14 protein-coding genes are annotated in these 17,079 nt (G+C 70.7%); 4 read left to right on the top strand and 10 right to left on the bottom strand.

Features of this window, described 5'->3' with window-relative positions; genetic code table 11:
• Positions 1-339 precede the first annotated feature (339 nt).
• Positions 340-3,237, top strand: coding sequence for a TonB-dependent receptor (locus tag ACK4YQ_RS06840; protein WP_409609664.1), 2,898 nt, complete (start codon positions 340-342; stop codon positions 3,235-3,237).
• A 64-nt stretch (positions 3,238-3,301) separates the two neighbouring features.
• Here ACK4YQ_RS06840 and ACK4YQ_RS06835 read toward each other — a convergent pair whose 3' ends face one another.
• Positions 3,302-3,649, bottom strand: coding sequence for a PilZ domain-containing protein (locus ACK4YQ_RS06835; RefSeq protein WP_409609662.1), 348 nt, complete (start codon positions 3,647-3,649; stop codon positions 3,302-3,304).
• Positions 3,650-3,997: 348 nt separating this feature from the next.
• On the opposite strand from ACK4YQ_RS06835, the gene ACK4YQ_RS06830 reads away from it, so the two are divergent.
• Together ACK4YQ_RS06830 and ACK4YQ_RS06825 are read left to right on the top strand one after the other, a co-directional pair.
• Positions 3,998-4,894, top strand: coding sequence for a LysR substrate-binding domain-containing protein (locus ACK4YQ_RS06830; RefSeq protein WP_409609660.1), 897 nt, complete (start codon positions 3,998-4,000; stop codon positions 4,892-4,894).
• A gap of 68 nt (positions 4,895-4,962) precedes the next feature.
• Positions 4,963-5,220, top strand: a complete 258-nt coding sequence (locus ACK4YQ_RS06825) for an aa3-type cytochrome c oxidase subunit IV (RefSeq protein ID WP_409609658.1) — start codon at positions 4,963-4,965, stop codon at positions 5,218-5,220.
• Positions 5,221-5,226: 6 nt separating this feature from the next.
• Here ACK4YQ_RS06825 and metH read toward each other — a convergent pair whose 3' ends face one another.
• The 7 genes from metH to ACK4YQ_RS06790 all read right to left on the bottom strand — a co-directional run bounded on the left by metH (position 5,227) and on the right by ACK4YQ_RS06790 (position 13,756).
• Positions 5,227-7,875 carry a methionine synthase gene (gene metH / locus ACK4YQ_RS06820; protein WP_409609656.1) on the bottom strand — a complete coding sequence of 883 codons (2,649 nt, stop codon included), beginning with the start codon at positions 7,873-7,875 and terminating at the stop codon, positions 5,227-5,229.
• Between the two features lie 91 nt (positions 7,876-7,966).
• Entirely contained in the window at positions 7,967-9,043 is a 1,077-nt protein-coding gene (locus tag ACK4YQ_RS06815) for a homocysteine S-methyltransferase family protein (RefSeq protein ID WP_409609654.1), read from the bottom strand.
• On the bottom strand, positions 9,040-9,903 hold the full coding sequence (bla, locus tag ACK4YQ_RS06810; protein WP_409609652.1) for a subclass B3 metallo-beta-lactamase: 864 nt from the start codon (positions 9,901-9,903) through the stop codon (positions 9,040-9,042). The genes ACK4YQ_RS06815 and bla overlap by 4 nt, the downstream gene beginning before the upstream one ends.
• The gene (gene metF / locus ACK4YQ_RS06805; protein ID WP_409609650.1) at positions 9,900-10,829 is read right to left on the bottom strand and encodes a methylenetetrahydrofolate reductase [NAD(P)H]; all 930 of its coding nucleotides are present in this window, start codon (positions 10,827-10,829) and stop codon (positions 9,900-9,902) included. The genes bla and metF overlap by 4 nt, the downstream gene beginning before the upstream one ends.
• Positions 10,826-11,797, bottom strand: coding sequence for an ArsR/SmtB family transcription factor (locus tag ACK4YQ_RS06800; RefSeq protein WP_409610670.1), 972 nt, complete (start codon positions 11,795-11,797; stop codon positions 10,826-10,828). The genes metF and ACK4YQ_RS06800 overlap by 4 nt, the downstream gene beginning before the upstream one ends.
• Positions 11,798-11,858: 61 nt before the next feature.
• Positions 11,859-12,332: a ribonuclease H gene (locus ACK4YQ_RS06795; RefSeq protein WP_409609648.1), complete on the bottom strand. Its 474-nt coding sequence runs from the start codon at positions 12,330-12,332 to the stop codon at positions 11,859-11,861.
• A gap of 50 nt (positions 12,333-12,382) precedes the next feature.
• Positions 12,383-13,756, bottom strand: coding sequence for an amidase family protein (locus tag ACK4YQ_RS06790; RefSeq protein ID WP_409609646.1), 1,374 nt, complete (start codon positions 13,754-13,756; stop codon positions 12,383-12,385).
• A 98-nt stretch (positions 13,757-13,854) separates the two neighbouring features.
• Here ACK4YQ_RS06790 and ACK4YQ_RS06785 point away from each other — a divergent pair, with 98 nt between their 5' ends.
• Positions 13,855-15,447 (top strand): hypothetical protein, encoded by a 1,593-nt coding sequence (locus ACK4YQ_RS06785; RefSeq protein WP_409609644.1) that lies wholly within the window; start codon positions 13,855-13,857, stop codon positions 15,445-15,447.
• A 7-nt stretch (positions 15,448-15,454) separates the two neighbouring features.
• Here the strand turns inward: ACK4YQ_RS06785 and ACK4YQ_RS06780 are convergent, their stop codons facing one another.
• Together ACK4YQ_RS06780 and ACK4YQ_RS06775 are read right to left on the bottom strand one after the other, a co-directional pair.
• Positions 15,455-16,351, bottom strand: coding sequence for a 2-hydroxyacid dehydrogenase (locus ACK4YQ_RS06780; RefSeq protein WP_409610668.1), 897 nt, complete (start codon positions 16,349-16,351; stop codon positions 15,455-15,457).
• A gap of 126 nt (positions 16,352-16,477) precedes the next feature.
• The gene (locus ACK4YQ_RS06775) at positions 16,478-17,035 is read right to left on the bottom strand and encodes a type 1 glutamine amidotransferase domain-containing protein (RefSeq protein ID WP_409609642.1); all 558 of its coding nucleotides are present in this window, start codon (positions 17,033-17,035) and stop codon (positions 16,478-16,480) included.
• Positions 17,036-17,079: the final 44 nt, after the last annotated feature.

The following is a 17,079-nucleotide window of genomic DNA, read 5'->3' as shown; positions in this document are numbered from 1 at the left end:
CGTAGGGGAAAAGAAACCCGCAGGTCGTGGTGTTTCGGCCACACCGGGCGAAGGCCGCGGACGCCGGCCTTTTGCGCTGCGTCGTCAAAACACCCAGAACGCTGATTTTTTCGCGCGATTTTTCACGCCGCGCCGCACAATGGCGCTTGTTTTTGGCGTAACGGTGAAATTCTACCGTCCAGTACGCAGTACATTTGACGCGTGCGCCAAGAATTTCAAGGCGGCGCCGTTAATATTGCGATCAGGAAACTTGATTTTCAAAGCGCCTACGTTTTCTTGTCGCGCGTATCAGCCGACGCTCGGCAAATAACATTGTTTTTAATTTGGAAGGGGAAACGCATGAAAGCATCCAAGTACTGTGTACATGCGTCACGCGCCGTGCTTGCAGCGGCCCTGACGTTCGCCGCCGGCGCCGCCGCGGCGCAGGACACCGAGGTGGCCGAGGTCGAGGAAGTCGTCGTCACCGGCTCGTTCATCGCCGGCACGCCTGAAGACGCGGCCCTGCCCGTCAACGTCATCGGCTCGGAAGAACTGCAGAAGCAAGGCTCGCCGTCGACGGTCGACCTGCTCAAGTCGCTGCCGGCCGTCTCCAACGCCGTCGGCGAATCCAACCAGTACGGCGCGGGCCAGACGACCGGCGCGGGCAACGCCAACCTGCGCGGCCTGGGCGCCGAGCGCACGCTGGTGCTGTTCAACGGCCGCCGCATGGCGATCGCCCCCGGCACGATCTACGTCGACACCAACCTGATCCCCTCGGCCGCCGTGGGCCGGGTGGAAGTGCTGAAGGACGGCGCGGCCGCCACCTACGGCTCGGACGCCATCGGCGGCGTGGTCAACTTCATCACCCGCAAGAACCTGCACGGTCTCGAAGTCTCGGCCGGCTACTCCCTGATCGACGGCTCGGACGGCGACTACAACGCCAACCTGGCCTACGGCTGGGTGGGCGACCGCGGCAACGTGCTCCTGACCGCCGGCTGGCGCCACCGTTCGGAACTGCCGACCACCGAGCGCGACTTCGCGGTCCGCTCCTATGCCGAGAACCCGCAGGGCGGCTGGTCGAGCTTCGGCAACCCGGGCCTGTACCTGGCCAGCACCAACGGCGGGATCACCTACACCTCGCCGGTCACGGACCCGGCCTGCGGCGTCATCTCCGGCCCGCAAACCGGCGCCACCTGCCAGTTCCAGTACATCGGCTTCAACCACCTCACCGAGGAAGAAGACCACTGGCAGCTCTACGGCGAGGTGAACTTCGACCTCACCGACACCACGACGTTCCACGCCGAAGCGCTCTACGCGGGCCACGACGTGTCGGCCGAGGCGTCCTCGCCCTCCTATCCGCCGAACAACTTCCCGAGCTCGGCGCTCTCCACCAAGATCCAGGGCAACGGCTACTTCATCCCGGCCAACAACCCGGGCCTGATCGCGCTGATCGCGCAGAACCCCGGCGCGATCCCGGCCTCGGCCGCGACCGCGGGCCTGTTCACCTCGGTGGCGTGGCGTCCGATCGGCGTCGACGGCAACGACCTGTTCGGCGGCTACAACAAGAAGGACAAGCGCCGCTTCGACGCCTACCGCGTCGCCGCGGGCCTGAAGGGCAAGCTCGACTTCGCGGGCGGCGTCGGCTGGGACGCCGGCGTCACCTACATGGAGAACTGGAGCACCATCGCCACCCCGGACATCCTGGTGGCCAAGCTCCAGCTCGCCCTGCGCGGCCTGGGCGGCGACGGCTGCAACGTGGCGGCCAACACCCCCGGCCAGAACGGCTGCCTGTGGTTCAACCCGTTCTCCTCGGGCACGCCGGGCAACGCGGTCGACGGGCGCACCAACCCGAACTACGTGGCCTCCACCGCCAACAGCCGTGAAGTCCTGGACTACATCTTCGACGAGTACGCCTACGAGATCCGTTCGCGCATGCTCGCCGCCGACGTGGTCTTCAACGGCGAACTGCCGGTCGACTTCGGGGCCGGGCCGTTCGCCTGGGCCGCCGGCGCCCAGTACCGCTGGAGCGGCATCGAGCGCCAGAACAGCGACTACACGAACGTCGCCGTCAGCCCCTGCACGGACTCCCCGGTCAATCCGGCGGCGACCTGCGCGGCGCAGAACGGCCCGTTCACCTTCTTCGGCGCCCTGTCGGACTATGACCTGGACTACTCGGTCATCGCCGGCTTCGCCGAAATGCAGGCGCCGATCACCGACGACCTCTCGCTGACCTTCGCAATCCGCTACGAGGACTACGGCGGCAACATCGGGGCCACGACCAACCCCAAGGTCGCCCTCAAGTGGGAGGCGACCGACTGGCTGGCGTTCCGCGCCTCGGCCGGCTCGACCTTCCGCGCCCCGCCGCAGACCCAGATCGCCCCCGGCGCCACGACCAACCTGGCCTACACCACGGCCGCGGGCGGCTATCGCGCCTACGACACCTTCGGCAACCCGAACCTGGAGCCGGAAGAAGCCCAGACCCTCAACCTGGGCGCCCTGTTCGACTTCGGCGACTTCACGGCGTCGATCGACTACTGGTCGTTCGACTTCGAAGGCCCGATCGACAACGAATCCGGCTCGGACATCGTCAACGCGATCTTCCCGAACGGCGCGACCGGCGCGAACAACTGCGCCAATCCGGCCTACGCCGGCCTGCTCTCGCGGATCACCTTCACCGGCGCCTGCTCGGCCACGGCGATCAACCGCGTGCGCATCCAGTACGTCAACGGGCCTGACGTGAAGACCGACGGCATCGACGTGTCGGCCAGCTACCGCATGCGCGATGCGTTCGGCGGCGGCGACCTGAACTTCGGCGTCGATCTGTCCTACGTCCTCAAGTACGAGGTCGAGGCCAACGTCATCGAGGGCGTCACGGTGGCCGAGGCCAACGACTACGCCGGCACGATGGACTACCTGGGCTACGGCTCCCAGCCGCAGTGGAAGGGCTCGCTGTTCGCCGAGTACAACCGCGACATCCACAACGTGCGTTGGACGGTGCGCTACATCGACGACATGATCGACACCCGCGCGGGCTCGGCGACCTTCGCCACCAACCCGACCGGCCAGAAGATCGACGCCTTCGTCACGCACGACATCTCCTACCGGGCCCTCCTGCCGTGGGACACCACGCTGAGCCTGTCGGTGATCAACGTGCTCGACGAGGACCCGCCGTTCGCGCGCCTCGACCTGAGCTACGACCCGTTTACGGCGAACCCGTTTGGGCGCTACTACAAGTTGAACCTGACGAAGAAGTTCTAGAGGTCCTTCCCTCTCTAGGCTTCATGCTGGGGCGGCTCTCACGAGCCGCCCCTTTTTTTCGGCCTCAGCGCGGAAGCTGATCGACCCAAAGCCGGCGCAGGCGGTCCAGGTGGGCGGGGACCGGACCGGTCAGGTCCACGGTGTCGAGGAACTCCAGCCCGACATGGGCGCCGTGCCGCCAGGCCGTGCGCGCACAGTGCGCCGCCCCGGACCGCAGCACGATGAGCACCGGATCGTTCGGCGCCAGCGGATCGGCAAGGCGGATTCGCGCGCCGGTCTCGGAGAGGTCGCGGATGGCGCAGTCGCTGGACTGGAGGTTGTGGATCCAGGCGACCTTGCCGCTCAGCAGCACCCTGTGCCGCTCGCCCGTGCGCCGCTCCACGCGAGCGTTGTCGTTGGCGGGTTGCAACATGGCCCTCCCTCAACCGCGGTTGCGCAGCGTCCCATGATGCAACGCCATGGCGAACCCCGATTCAAGCATCGGGCCAGCCCCTCAGTGCGGCGAGGACAGGCGCATCAGTCCCGAGGCGGGTTCCGGGGCGGGGGGCGGGTCGGACCAGGGCCCGCGCCCGCGCGGCCGTCGCCGCGAGGCCAGGGCCTGTTGCAGGACCAACACCCATCCGAAGGGGACTTCCTTATGTGTACGATGAGGATCTTCCATGGCGGTCATCCAGGGTCATGTGCTTCTATCCCGCATATTTTCTTGGATGGCCGGGGAGGTGACAAACGCGTCCTCCTCGCACATACATAAGCATCACTTATGTCAGACCCGCTCGCTCAGATCCCGCTCAGCGCTATCCGCATGTTCGAGGCGGCCGCCCGGCACGGCAGCTTCACGCGGGCGGCGGAGGAGCTCGGCGTCACCCAGGCGGCGGTGAGCTGGCAGGTGAAGGCCCTGGAGAAGCGCCTCGGCCAGCCCCTGTTCGTGCGCCAGACGCGCGAGGTGGTTCTGACCGCCTCCGGCGAGCGCCTGGCGCGGGCGGCGGGCGAGGCGGTCAGCCTGTTGCGGACGGCCTTGTCGGACCTGACGGAGGCCGCCGAGGGGGTTCTGTCGATCACCGCCCTGCCCTCCTTCGCCACCCTCTGGCTGGCCCCGCGGCTGGGCGACTTCCAGCTCGCCCATCCGCGCATCGCCGTGCGCCTCGAGGTGACCGGCCGGGTGGTAGACCTGCAGCGGGAGGGCCTGGACGTCGCCATCCGGGGCGGGCGCGGCGGCTGGGCGGGCCTGGAGACGCGCCAGCTCGCGCCCGCCGACCTCGTGCCGCTGTGCACGCCGGAGTTCGCCGAGCGCTTCGGCGGCCTTCGCCGGGCCGAAGACCTGCTGCACGTCCCGCGGATCGGTGACGACGCGGAATGGGCGCTCTGGTTCGAGGCCGCAGGCGTGGCCGCCCGCCACGGCGCTCCTGGCGCCCGCCTGGCCACGGACAGCCAGATGATCGAGGTGGGCCTGGCCCTGGCCGGCCAGGGCCTGGCGATGGGCTCAAAGGTGCTGTGGCGTCGCGAGATCGAGCAGGGCCGCCTGATCCAGCCGGTCGACCTGTCCATCCCGTTCGGCGCCTACTGGCTGGCCTATCCGGTCGAACGCCGGCGCGCGCCCAAGATCGCCGCCTTCCGCGAGTGGGTGCTGGCGCAGGCCGCCCGGGACGGCCTTGGCTGATCCTCAGGCGGCCGTCATGCGTTAAGGTGGTTCAGGTCGGGGAACGACAGACCCTCGGAGGCGACGTCATGGACGAACGCTTTACCGCTCCTCCTGACCGGGAGCTGTTGGCGCACGAGCGCACCTATCACGTCTTCAACCTGCTGGTCCGCTGGGCGGCCCTGCACCTGGCGGTGCTGATCGCCGGCCTGACGGTTTGGTTCGCCACCCCCGCCGGCTTCTGGGGCGGACTGGCGAGCGCCCTGGTCGTCTTCGCGGTCGGCTACTTCGGCGTGATCCGCAAGGAAGAGCACCAACCCCTCGACATCTGGGCCGAGGGGCGCTGAGCCCGTTCAGGCCGGCTCGTAACTGAGGATCGGCGCGAGCCAGCGCTCGGCGGTCTTGACGTCCCAGCCCTTGCGGCGGGCGTAGTCCTCGACCTGGTCCTTTCCGATCCGGCCGACGCCGAAATAGTGCGCCTCGGGATGGGAGAAGTAGAGGCCCGACACGCTGGCCGGCGGGGTCATGGCGAAGCTTTCGGTCAGGGCCATGCCGGCGCGCTTCTCCGCCTCGAGCAGGCGGAACAGCGTCGCCTTTTCGGTGTGGTCGGGCTGGGCCGGATAGCCGGGCGCGGGCCGGATGCCGCGATAGGTCTCGCCGATCAGGGCGTCCAGGTCGAACGGCTCGTCCGGCGCATAGCCCCAAAGCTCGGTGCGGACCTTGCGGTGCAGGGCCTCGGCGAAGGCTTCGGCCAGGCGGTCGGCCAGGGCCGTGGCGAGGATCGCCGAATAGTCGTCGCCGGCCTCCTTGAACCGCCGGGCGACCTCGAGCTCTCCGTGGCCCGCGGTGACGGCGAAGCCGCCGACCCAGTCCGGCCGGGTGTCGACCGGCGCCACGAAGTCGGCCAGGGCCACGTTGGCCCGCCCGCCCTCGCCCTTGGCCATCTGCTGGCGCAGGGTGTGCAGCCGCGTCAGCTCGGTCATCCGCTGCTCGTCGGTCCAAAGGACGATGTCGTCGCCCTCGGCGTTGGCCGGCCAGAAGCCGACGACGCCGCGCGCCTCGAACCACTTCTCGGAGACGATCTTTTCCAGCATCGCCTGGGCGTCGCGATAGAGGTCGCGGGCCGCCTCGCCCACCACGTCGTCCTCCAGGATCGCCGGGAAGCGGCCGACCAGCTCCCAACTGGCGAAGAACGGCGTCCAATCGATGTGCCGGGCGAGCTCGGCCAGGTCGTAGGGGGCGAAGGTCTTCAGGCCCAGGAACGTGGGCCGGGGCGGCTCATAAGCCGACCAGTCGGGCGTGAAGGCGTTGTCGCGGGCGTCTTCCAGGCTGGCCCGCGCGCGCGAGCCCTGGCCGCGGGAGAACTGCTCGCGCACCCGCGCGTACTCGGCCCGCGTCTCGGCCTGGATCCGATCGCGCTCCGAGCGCGACAGCAGGCCCGAGACCACGCCCACCGCGCGGCTGGCGTCGAGGACGTAGGTGGTGGAGCCGGCCTTGTAGGCCGGTTCGATCTTCACCGCCGTGTGGGTCTTGGAGGTGGTGGCGCCGCCGATCAGGAGGGGGATGTCGAAGCCCCGCCGCTCCATCTCGGCGGCGACGAACACCATCTCGTCGAGGGAGGGGGTGATCAGGCCCGAGAGCCCGATGATGTCCACGCCGTGGGCCTTGGCCTCGTCCAGGATGCGGTCGGCCGGGACCATGACGCCGAGGTCGATGACCTCGTAGTTGTTGCACTGCAAGACCACGCCGACGATGTTCTTGCCGATGTCGTGGACGTCGCCCTTGACGGTGGCCATCAGGATCTTGCCGGCGGCTTCGCGCCCGCCCTGCTTCTCGGCCTCCATGAAGGGCATAAGGTAGGCCACGGCCTGCTTCATCACGCGGGCGGACTTGACCACCTGGGGCAGGAACATCTTGCCCGAGCCGAACAGGTCGCCGACGACGTTCATGCCGTCCATCAGCGGACCCTCGATGACGTGCAGCGGGCGCTCGGCCGCCAGGCGCGCCTCCTCCACGTCGGCCTCGATGTAATCGGTGACGCCATGCACCAGGGCGTGGGTCAGGCGCTCGGCCACCGGCGCGTCGCGCCAGGCGAGGTTGACCACCTTGGCCTGGCCCTTCTCGCCCTTGTACTTGGGCGCAAGCTCGACCAGCCGCTCGGTGTTGGTGACGTTGCCCCGCGGCGGGCGGTTCAGGATCACGTCCTCCACCGCCTCGCGCAGCTCCGGCTCGATCTCGTCGTAGACCGGCAGGTCCCCGGCGTTGACGATGCCCATGTCCATGCCCGCGGCGATGGCGTGGTAGAGGAACACCGAGTGGATCGCCCGGCGTACCGGCTCGTTGCCGCGGAAGCTGAAGGAGACGTTGGAGACGCCGCCGGACACCCGCGCGTGCGGCAGGGTCCGCTTGATGACTCGGGTCGCTTCGATGAAGTCGACGGCGTAGTTGTCGTGCTCCTCGATCCCCGTCGCCACCGCGAAGATGTTGGGGTCGAAGATGATGTCCTCGGGCGGGAAGCCCACCTTGTCGACCAGCACGCGATAGGCGCGGGTGCAGATCTCGATCTTGCGCTCGGCGGTGTCGGCCTGGCCCTGCTCGTCGAAGGCCATGACGACCACGGCCGCGCCGTAGCGAAGGCAGGCCTTGGCCTGTTCGATGAACTTGGCCTCGCCCTCCTTCAGGCTGATGGAGTTGACGATCGCCTTGCCCTGCACGGTCTGCAGGCCCGCCTCGATCACCTCCCACTTGGAGGAATCGATCATCACCGGCACGCGGGCGATGTCCGGCTCGGCGGCGACCAGGTTGAGGAAGGTCCTCATCGCCTGGACCGAATCCAGCAGGCCCTCGTCCATGTTGACGTCGATGACGGCCGCGCCGGCCTCCACCTGCTGGCGGGCGACCGACAGGGCGGCCGGATAGTCGCCCTCGGCGATCAGCTTGCGGAATTTCGCCGAGCCGGTGACGTTGGTCCGCTCGCCGATGTTGATGAAGGTCGGTCGCATTGGGAATCCCGCTCGTCCCCGCACGGGCGGGGATCCAGCCTCAGTCAGGCCTTTCTAGGTCTTCATCGCCGCTCTGTCGCCCGGCTGGCGGTCACGCCAGCTCGAACGGCTCCAGCCCGGCCAGGCGCATGGCCGCGGGTCGCTCCGGAATCTGCCGCGGCTTCATGCCCTTCACCTCGTCGGCGACGTGGCGGATGTGGTCCGGCGTGGTGCCGCAGCAGCCGCCCAGGATGTTGACGATGCCGTCGGCCGCCCAGTCGTGCAGCATGTGGCCGGTCTGGTCCGGGGTCTCGTCGTACTCGCCCATGGCGTTCGGCAGGCCGGCGTTGGGATAGGCCGAGACCAGGGTGTCGGCGATCCGCGACAGCTCGGCGATGTGCGGGCGCATCAGCTCGGCGCCCAGGGCGCAGTTCAGGCCCACGGCGAAGGGCCTGGCGTGGCGCACCGAGTTCCAGAACGCTTCCACCGTCTGGCCGGACAGGGTGCGGCCGGAGCGGTCGGTGATGGTGCCGGAGATCCAGATCGGCAGCGGCTCGTAACCCTCGTCCTGCAGGTCCAGGATCGCCTTGATGGCGGCCTTGCAGTTCAGGGTGTCGGTGATGGTCTCGATCAGGAACATGTCGACGCCGCCCTCGTGCAGGGCCTGCACCTGCTCGCGGTAGGCCTCGTACACCTGGTCGAAGGTGACCTTGCGCGCGCCCGGGTCGTTCACGTCCGAACTCATCGACAGCATCACGTTGAGCGGGCCCATGGAGCCGGCGACGAAGCGCGGCTTGTCCGGCTCCTTGGCCGTCCACTCGTCGGCCACCCGGCGGGCGATGCGCGCGCCCTCCAGATTGATGTCGCGCACGGCGGCCTGCATCTCGTAATCGGCCTGGGCGATGGAGGTGGCCGAGAAGGTGTTGGTCTCGGAGATGTCGGCGCCGGCGGCGTAGTACTGGCCGTGCAGGTCGGCGATGATGTCCGGCCGGGTCAGGCACAGGAGGTCATTGTTCCCCTTGAGCTGGACGGCGTGGTCCTTGAAGCGCTCCCCGCGGTAGTCGGCCTCGGACAGGCCGCGCTTCTGGATCATCACCCCCCAGGAGCCGTCGAGGATCAGAATGCGCTCCTTGGAGATCGCCTTCAGCTTGGCGATGCGCTCGGCGCGGCCGGGCTGGACCTTGGTCATTTCGCAGCCTCCTCTTGGCGGGCGAGCTGTTTGCGGAAGTCGGCTTCCGAGGCGGCCACGACGGTCGCAAGCTCGCCGGGATCGACGAATGGGTTGGGGGCGCCGGCGGCCAGGGCCGCGCGCTTGGCGGCCAGGCCGAACTGTTCGGCGTGGGGGGCCAGGAAGACGTCGGCCTTCAGCGCCTTCAGCCTGGCGAAGCTTGCCTCGTAGTCGGCGACGACGCCCGGGTACTGGGGCCCCTTGGCCTTGGAGACCAGGCGGTTGGCCGCCACCGAGGTGGAGCAGTAGATCATCGCCTGGCGCGTCCGGCCCTCGACCGTCACCGGGAAGGTCCAGGTGGTGCAGCCGGCCGTGTGGCCCGGGGTGAGGTGGGCCGTCAGCTTCACCCCGCCCAGTTCCACGACCTCGCCGTCCTTCAGCACGCGGTCGACCGCGACCGGGGCGAAGTCGAAGGCCGCGACCTCCTCGGAGCCGATGTACTTGCCGGACTCCAGGGCGAGCTTGTCCTGGGCCATGGCGGCCAGGATCGCGCCGGTGTCGCGCTTGAGCTCGGCCAGGCCCGCGGCGTGGTCGAAATGGGCGTGGGTGTTGAGCAGGATCTTCACGTCCCCGGGCTCGAAGCCGAGCTTGCGGATCGAGGCTTCGATCAGCGGCGCGCTGGTCGGCATGGCGCCGTCCACCAGGATGTGGCCCTCGGGCGTGGTGATGAGGAACACCGAGATGCCCTGGGTGCCCACGTAGTAGAGGCCGTCGGCGATCTGGAACGGCTCGGTCGGCGCGCTCCAGGCGGCCGGCTGGGCGGCGGCGGGCGCCGCCACGGCGAGGGCGGCCAGGACGGCGAAAGCGCTGGCGCGGGTCACGCGGCGACCTCCCGCACGCCCAGCACGCGGCAGATCGCATAGACGAGGTCGGCCCGGTTCAGGGTGTAGAAATGGAAGTCCGAATAGCCTTCCTCGGCCAGGCGCACGCACATCTCGGCGGCGACGGAGGCGGCGATCATACGGCGGGTCTCCGGGTCCTCGTCCAGACCCTCGAACAGGTTGCCCAGCCAGGCCGGCAGGGGGATGCCCACGGGCTCGGCCATCTTCTTCAGCCCCTTGAAGTTGGACACCGGCATGATCCCGGGAGAGATCGGGATGGTCACCCCCGCCGCGCGGACCTTGTCCATGAAGCGCAGGAAGGCGTCGATGTCGTAGAAGAACTGGGTGATCGCCCGCGTCGCGCCGGCGTCGACCTTGGCCTTCAGGACGTCGATGTCGTGGTCCAGCGACGGGCTCTCGGGGTGCTTCTGCGGATAGAGGCTGACGCTCACCTCGAACGGAGCGATGGCGCGGATGCCGGCGGTCAGCTCGGTGGCGTTCAGGTAGCCGTCGGGCCGGGGGGTGTAGACCCCGCCGATCTGGCCCGGGGGATCGCCGCGCAGGGCCACGATGTGGCGGATGCCCGCGTCCCAGTAGCCGCGGACGACCTCGTCCACCTCGGCGCGGCTGGCCTCCACGCAGGTCAGGTGGGCGGCGGGCTTCAGCCGCGTCTCCTTCAGCATCCGGGTGACGGTGCGGTGGGTCCGGTCGCGGGTGGACCCGCCGGCGCCGTAGGTCACCGAGACGAAGTCGGGGTTCAGCGGCTCCAGGCGGCGGATGGCTTCCCACAGGTTCTCTTCGGCGACCGGGGTCTTGGGCGGGGAGAACTCGAAGGAGATCTTCGGCCGCGGGCCCAGGCCGGCGCCCGCGCGGGCCACGGGGCCGAGGGCGCTGGCGCGCTCCGGTTCGGGGACGACGGGCTTCATGCGGCGCTCCTTTGACGCGCGGTCGGCCTGACCGCGGTCCAGATCTTGACGGTGAGCCCGGCCTCGCGGGCGGGCGGCAATTCCACGGCGGACACCTCGGCGAGGCCGGCCTCGGCCAGCCATCGGTCCATCTCGGCCTCGGAGAAGCCGAGGCGCCGGTGCTGGTGCTGTTCGCGCAGGAACTCCAGGGCGTGGGGGGCGAAATCGACGATCAGCAGACGTCCGCCCTCGGCCACCAGACGCCCGGCCTCCTTCAGGGCCGCGGCCGGATCGCCCAGGTAGTGCAGCACCTGATGGACGACCACGAGGTCGGCGCTCTCCCCGGGCAGGCCGGTGCCGAAGATGTCGCCGTGGCGCAACTCGCAGCCGGCCAGCCCCGCCCGCGCGACGCGGCTGCGGGCGATGTTCAGCATCTGCTGCGACAGGTCCAGGCCCAGCGCCCGCTCGGCGTGGGGGCCGAGCAAGGTGAGCATGCGCCCCGCGCCGGTGCCCAGGTCGATCATCCGGCGGAAGGGGCCGGGGCCGGCGGCGGCAAGGATCGCGGCCTCGACATCAGCCTCGGAGACGTAGAGCGAGCGGATCTCGTCCCAGCGGGCGGCGTTGCGGGCGAAATACTCCAGGGCTTCGGACTCGCGCTCGGCGCGCACGGCGCCCAGCCGCTCGCCGTCGCGGGCGATCACCGGGTCGGCCGGGTCGATCAGGGCCAGGGCCTGGGCGACCAGCGCCCCGCCCTCGCGCCCCGACAACAGGCGGTAGAACACCCAGGCCCCGTCGGGGAATCGCTCGACAAGCCCGGCCTCGGCGAGCAGCTTCAGATGGCGCGACACCCGCGGCTGGCTCTGGTCGAGGACGCGGCACAGCTCCAGCACCGCCAGCTCCTCGCGCGCAAGGAGCGCCAGGATGCGCAGGCGCGTCGGCTCGCCCGCCGCGCGCAACACCTCCACCGCCTGTTCAGCGCTCATCGCCATGGCGGACATAAAGATATCTTTATATGGTTATGTCAAGGTCGCGCGAGAGGGGAACCGCGCCCTACCCGCCCCACGCCTTGGCCAGGTTCGGCTTGGGGATCGGGGCGGTGAAGGGGCCCTTGGCCTTGGCGCGGTCGCGGGCGAGGTCGGCCCAGGCGGCGGCGAAGGCGGCCGGGGTCTTCGGCGCAGGATCGGCTCGGACCAGGCGCACGGCGCGGCCGCGGGCGGCGGTGGCGATCCGGGCCCAAAGGTCGAGGTCCTCGGCGGGGGCGTCCTCGCCGGCGGCGGTCCCGGCGATGGCGGCGCCGGCCGAAAGGAGGCGGGGGCTGGCGGTGTGGATCTCCAGGGGCCCCGGCGGCAGGTCGGCCAGCGCCGCGGCGAGACCCGCCAGTTCGTTGCGCTCGGCGGTGACGTGGCGGTCGCCGCCGGCCGCGCCGCTGGCCGCGCCGGCCGCCTGGCGCACGAAGGCCCAGCCGCCGCAGCGGAAGGCGGCGTGGTGGTCGGCGGCCAGCCAGATTCGGATCGGATCGGACATGGCCGCCCTATAGCGCGCCGCGGCGGGCCCGGCGCGGCGATATTGGCCCCCTAGTAGCCCGGCGGCGGCGTGAACCCGCCGAACTCGCGCTCCATCAGCCGGGCGAAGCCGATGCTGGTGCGGTCTTCCAGATAGGGCCCGATGACCTGCACGCCGATCGGCAGGCCCTCGGCGCTGAAACCCATCGGGGCGGAGGTGGACGGCAGGTTGGCCATGGTCGCCATGCCGGGCCAGGCGAGCTGGGCGCCGTAGGCCGACACCTGGCCGTTGATCATGTGGGTGCGCTCGTTGAAGGGCGCGTCGTCGTGGGGATAGGGCAGGACGCCGAAGGTGGGGGCCAGCACCACGTCCACCTGGCCGAAGACCTCGGCCCAGGCGCGGCGGATCGCGGTCTGCGCGTCGATCAGGTCCATCCAGGCGTGTGCGGAGATGGACTGTGCGCCGGGGGCGCCGCGGGACATGGCCGCCCCCAGCATCTCGCCGTAGGCCTGATGGGCGGCGGCGAGGTCGGGCAGGCCCGGGACCGAGCGGACGAGCCTTGCCCCCGCCGCTTCCAGCCGCCCGGCCAGGCGCTCCAGGGCGGCGGCGACCTGCGCGTCCAGCGGCGCGGCCGGATGCGCGGCCAGCACCATCACCCGATAGTCGGAGAGGCGCTCACCCCTCGCGGGCGGCAGGGCCAGGCGCCAGCCGACCGCGGCGTCCGGCGCAGGGCCGGCCAGCACGTCCATGGCCAGGTCCAGGTCGGCGGCGGTGCGCGCCAGGGGGCCGACCACGCCCAGTTCGACGTCGGCGCCGTCCAGGCCCGGCGGGGCGTGGCCCCGGGCCGGGATGATCCCGTAGGTGGGCTTGTGGCCGAACACGCCGCAGAAAGCGGCCGGCACCCGCACCGAGCCGCCGATGTCGGAGCCGAACTCCAGGTGGACCATCCCCGAGGCCAGGGCCGCCGCCGCGCCGCCGGAGGAGCCGCCGGGGCTGCGCTCCAGGTTCCAGGGATTGCGGGTGCGCCCGTAGATCGGATTGACGCTCTGCCAGTCGGCGAGGGCGACGGGGATGTTGGTCTTGCCCAGGATCACCGCCCCGGCCGCCTTCAGCCGCGCCACGCCGACGGAATCGGCGTCGGCGACGAAGCCGCGGGCGCCCTCGAAGCCCCAGGTGGTCGGCAGGCCGGCCACGTTGTGAGATTCCTTGACCGTCATGGGCACGCCGAGCAGCGGCCTGCGCTCGCCCCGCGCCAGGGCCGCATCGGCCGCCTTGGCCTGGTCCAGGGCGCGGTCGAAGTCGCGGACCACCACGGCGTTGAGCGGGCCGTCCCGCGCCTCGATACGCGCCACCGCCGCGTCGAACGCCTCGAGCGCGCTGACCTTTCCGGCGGCCAGCATGTCCGCCAGCTCCCCGGCCGACACCCAGTCCAGATCACCCGCCATCGTCGTCTCCCCGTTTTCGGCTTCGCCTTGGCCTTTGACTCCGCAGGCGCACGGCCCGAGGGTCCTTGGAACAAGAATAGGCCTTGGGAGGATGTGAGATGGCAACATGGAAGGCGCTCGCCTGCGGGGCGACCCTGGCCTGGACGGCGGCGCCCGCCCTGGCGGCGGAGGTGGAGCGGATCACACCGCCCTCGGCGTTCCATGGGGTGCACGGGGTGCGCTTCGGCCCCGGCGGCGTGCTGCTGGCCGGCAGCGTGGCGGGGCAGAGCCTCTATCGCGTCGATCCGGACAAGGGGACCGCCGAGGTGTGGGTGGGACCGCCCCAGGGCATGGCCGACGACATGGCTTTCGGCCCGGGCGGCCAGGTGGTCTGGACCGCGATCTCCGAGAACGTCGTCTATTCGCGCATCGGCGAGGGGCCGGTCACCAGGCTCGACCCCGACCTGGTCAGCGTCAACGCCATCGCCTTCAGCCGCGACGGCGCGCGGCTGTTCGCCAGCCAGGTGTTCGGCGGCGACGCCCTGTGGGAGCTGGACCCCAAGGGGATCAAGCCGCGCCGGCTGATCGCCAAGGACATCGGCGGGTTCAATTCCTTCGCACCCGGCCCGGACGGCTGGCTCTACGGCCCGGTCTGGTTCAAGGGCCAGGTGGTGAAGATCAATCCGGACACCGGGGAGAGCGTGGTTGTGGCCGAAGGGCTGGCCACGCCCGCCTCGGTCAAGTTCGACAGCCGCGACCGGCTGTACGTGATCGACAGCGCCACCGGCGAGCTCTTGCGGATCGACCCCGCGAGCGGCGCGCGGACCCGGGTGGCCCAGCTCTCCAGCTCCCTCGACAACTTCACCATCGGGCCCGACGACCGCACGATCGTCTCCAACATGGCCGACAACGGCTTGCAGGAGGTGGATCTGGCGACCGGCGCCGTGCGCCAGGTGATGCGCGGCCCCCTCGCCTTCCCCGCCGACGTCGCCGTCAAGGTGGCGAACGGGCGCGAGGTCGTGGTGGTGGCCGACGTCTTCGCCCTGCGCGAGGTGGACGCGGCGAGCGGGAAGGTGTCGGACCTGCGCCGGGTCCACGCCAAGGACGAGCCCCTGGAGTACCCCACCGGCGTCTCCATCGGCGCCGGCGGCCGGGCGGTGCTGGCGAGCAGCGCCGCCGGCTCGGTGATGATCCACGACGGACAGGCGCCGCTGAAGGTGCTGCACGGCTTCAAGGCGCCGACCGACGCCCTGGAGCTGCCGGGCGGGGCCCTGGTCGTCGCCGAACTCGCCAGCGGAAACCTGGTGAAGGTGGACGGGGAGGCCCGCGCCGTCCTGGCGTCCGGCCTCCTCGCCCCCGGGGGCCTGGCCGCCGGTCCGGAGCAGAGCGTCTACGTGGCCGAGACCGGCGCCGGGCGGATCACCCGCATCGCCCTGGCGGACGGCGCCAAGACGGTCGTCGCCGAGGGCCTGAAGGCGCCGAAGGCGGTGGCCGTGGCGGCGGACGGGCGGCTGATCGTGCTGGAGACCGGCGCCCGCGCCGTGGTCGCGGTGGACCCCGCGAGCGGCCGGAGGACCGTGATCGCCGAGGGGCTGCCGGTCGGACAGGTCACCTCCCCCGCCGTCCTGGCCGGCGGACTGGACGTGGCGCCCTCCGGGGCGATCTATGTGACCTCCGACGTGGAGAACGCGATCTATCGGATCACGCCGTAGGGGCGGCTCAGTCGGGCACGGGGCTGGCCAGCGGCTGGCCGGCCAGGAAGCGCTCGATGTTGTCCAGGGCCTGGGCGACCATGCGCGGAATGGACTCGATCGTGCCGCCTGCCGAGTGCGGGGTCAGCACCACGCCGGGCACGTCGGCCCAGCGGGCGGCCGGCGTGGGCTCGGTGGCGAAGACGTCCAGGGCGGCGCGGCCCAGGCGGCGATCCTTGAGGGCCGCGATCAGGGCGTCTTCGTCGATCAGCGAGCCGCGGGCGACGTTGACGATCAGGCCCCGCGGCCCGACCGCCTCGATCACCTCGGCCGAGACCAGGCCGCGGTTGGACGCGTCCGCGCGGCAGGCCACCACCAGGATGTCGGCGTCGCCCGCCAGTTCGAGCAGGCTCTGCGCCCGCGGCCAGGGGGCGGGCTTGTGCCGCGGCCCCCACCAGGCGACGCTCATGCCGAAGGCTTCCACCCGGCTGGCCACCGCCGCGCCGATGTGGCCTAGGCCGACGATCCCCACCTTGCGGCCGCGCAGGCCGGGCCGCGGAGCCATGCGCTGGGAGGGGCCCCAGCCGCCCTCGCGAACCATGCGGTCGCCGGCGACGATCTCTCGCCAGGAGGCGATCAGCAGGCCCACCGCGTGGTCGGCGACGTCCTCGGCGTTCAGCCCTTCGGCGTGGCTGACCTCGATCCCGTGGGCGCGGCACCAGGGCACGTCCACGCCGTCGTAGCCGACGCTGACGCAGGCGATGAGGCCGAGGTTGGGCAAGGTCTGCAGGAAGTCCGGCGGCAGGGCGACCTCGCCGGCGTGCACGATGACGCGGACGCGGCCGCGGTCCTCGTCGGCGAGCTCCCAGCGGCGGCCGACCAGCCAGCCCTGCGCCTCAAGCGCCGGCTGCACGGCCAGCAGCATGGGATGGGAGATCAGCACGAGGGGCGCGGCGGGCTCGGTCACGGTCGTCTCCGGAAGGGGGATCGAGTCCGCCTACAGCCGCCCGCCGCCCCTGTCGAGGCCGCCGGGCCTTGCGGCCGCGACCGCCTATTGGGCGCCGGCCCGCTGGGCGAAGGTCTCCACCATCTTCTTGCAGAAGGCCGGCAGGTCGTCGGGCTTGCGAGAGGTCACGAGCTGCTGGTCCACCACCACCTCTTCGTCGACCCACTGGGCGCCGGCGTTGGTCAGGTCGGTCTGCAGGGAGGGCCAGGAGGTCATCTTGCGCCCCTGCACCGCACGGGCGTCGATCAGGGTCCAGGGGCCGTGGCAGATGGCGGCGATCGGCTTGCCGGCGAGGGCGAAGGTGCGGACGAAGTCGATCGCCTTGGGCTCCAGCCGCAGCTGGTCGGGATTGATCACCCCGCCGGGCAGAACGATGGCGTCGTAGCCGCCGGCCTCGGCCTCGGCGAGGGGCCGGTCGACGCGGATGCGGTCGGCCTTGTCGTGGTGGTTGAAGCCCTGGATCTCGCCGGCCTTGGGCGCGACGATCTCCACCACGGCGCCGGCGGCCCTCAGGGCCTCGACCGGCTTGGTCAGCTCGATCTGTTCGACGCCGTCGGTGGCCAGCACGGCCACGCGACGGCCTTGCAGAACCTGGCTTTCCATGGACGCTCTCCTCGCATCGGAACTTGGGGGTCCGCCAAGAACCG

The sequence above is a fragment of the Phenylobacterium sp. genome (genome assembly GCF_046291545.1).
Taxonomy (GTDB): Bacteria; Pseudomonadota; Alphaproteobacteria; order Caulobacterales; family Caulobacteraceae; genus Phenylobacterium.
This window is presented reverse-complemented; position numbering and strand designations above follow the sequence as displayed.

Excerpts from the sequence above, each read along its gene's own strand:
- ACK4YQ_RS06840 (WP_409609664.1), top strand. The coding sequence starts at position 340 with ATGAAAGCATCCAAGTACTGTGTACATGCGTCACGCGCCGTGCTTGCA.
- ACK4YQ_RS06835 (WP_409609662.1), bottom strand. The coding sequence starts at position 3,649 with ATGTTGCAACCCGCCAACGACAACGCTCGCGTGGAGCGGCGCACGGGC.
- ACK4YQ_RS06830 (WP_409609660.1), top strand. The coding sequence starts at position 3,998 with ATGTCAGACCCGCTCGCTCAGATCCCGCTCAGCGCTATCCGCATGTTC.
- ACK4YQ_RS06825 (WP_409609658.1), top strand. The coding sequence starts at position 4,963 with ATGGACGAACGCTTTACCGCTCCTCCTGACCGGGAGCTGTTGGCGCAC.
- metH (WP_409609656.1), bottom strand. The coding sequence starts at position 7,875 with ATGCGACCGACCTTCATCAACATCGGCGAGCGGACCAACGTCACCGGC.
- ACK4YQ_RS06815 (WP_409609654.1), bottom strand. The coding sequence starts at position 9,043 with ATGACCAAGGTCCAGCCCGGCCGCGCCGAGCGCATCGCCAAGCTGAAG.
- metF (WP_409609650.1), bottom strand. The coding sequence starts at position 10,829 with ATGAAGCCCGTCGTCCCCGAACCGGAGCGCGCCAGCGCCCTCGGCCCC.
- ACK4YQ_RS06800 (WP_409610670.1), bottom strand. The coding sequence starts at position 11,797 with ATGGCGATGAGCGCTGAACAGGCGGTGGAGGTGTTGCGCGCGGCGGGC.
- ACK4YQ_RS06795 (WP_409609648.1), bottom strand. The coding sequence starts at position 12,332 with ATGTCCGATCCGATCCGAATCTGGCTGGCCGCCGACCACCACGCCGCC.
- ACK4YQ_RS06790 (WP_409609646.1), bottom strand. The coding sequence starts at position 13,756 with ATGGCGGGTGATCTGGACTGGGTGTCGGCCGGGGAGCTGGCGGACATG.
- ACK4YQ_RS06785 (WP_409609644.1), top strand. The coding sequence starts at position 13,855 with ATGGCAACATGGAAGGCGCTCGCCTGCGGGGCGACCCTGGCCTGGACG.
- ACK4YQ_RS06780 (WP_409610668.1), bottom strand. The coding sequence starts at position 16,351 with ATGCTGCTGGCCGTGCAGCCGGCGCTTGAGGCGCAGGGCTGGCTGGTC.
- ACK4YQ_RS06775 (WP_409609642.1), bottom strand. The coding sequence starts at position 17,035 with ATGGAAAGCCAGGTTCTGCAAGGCCGTCGCGTGGCCGTGCTGGCCACC.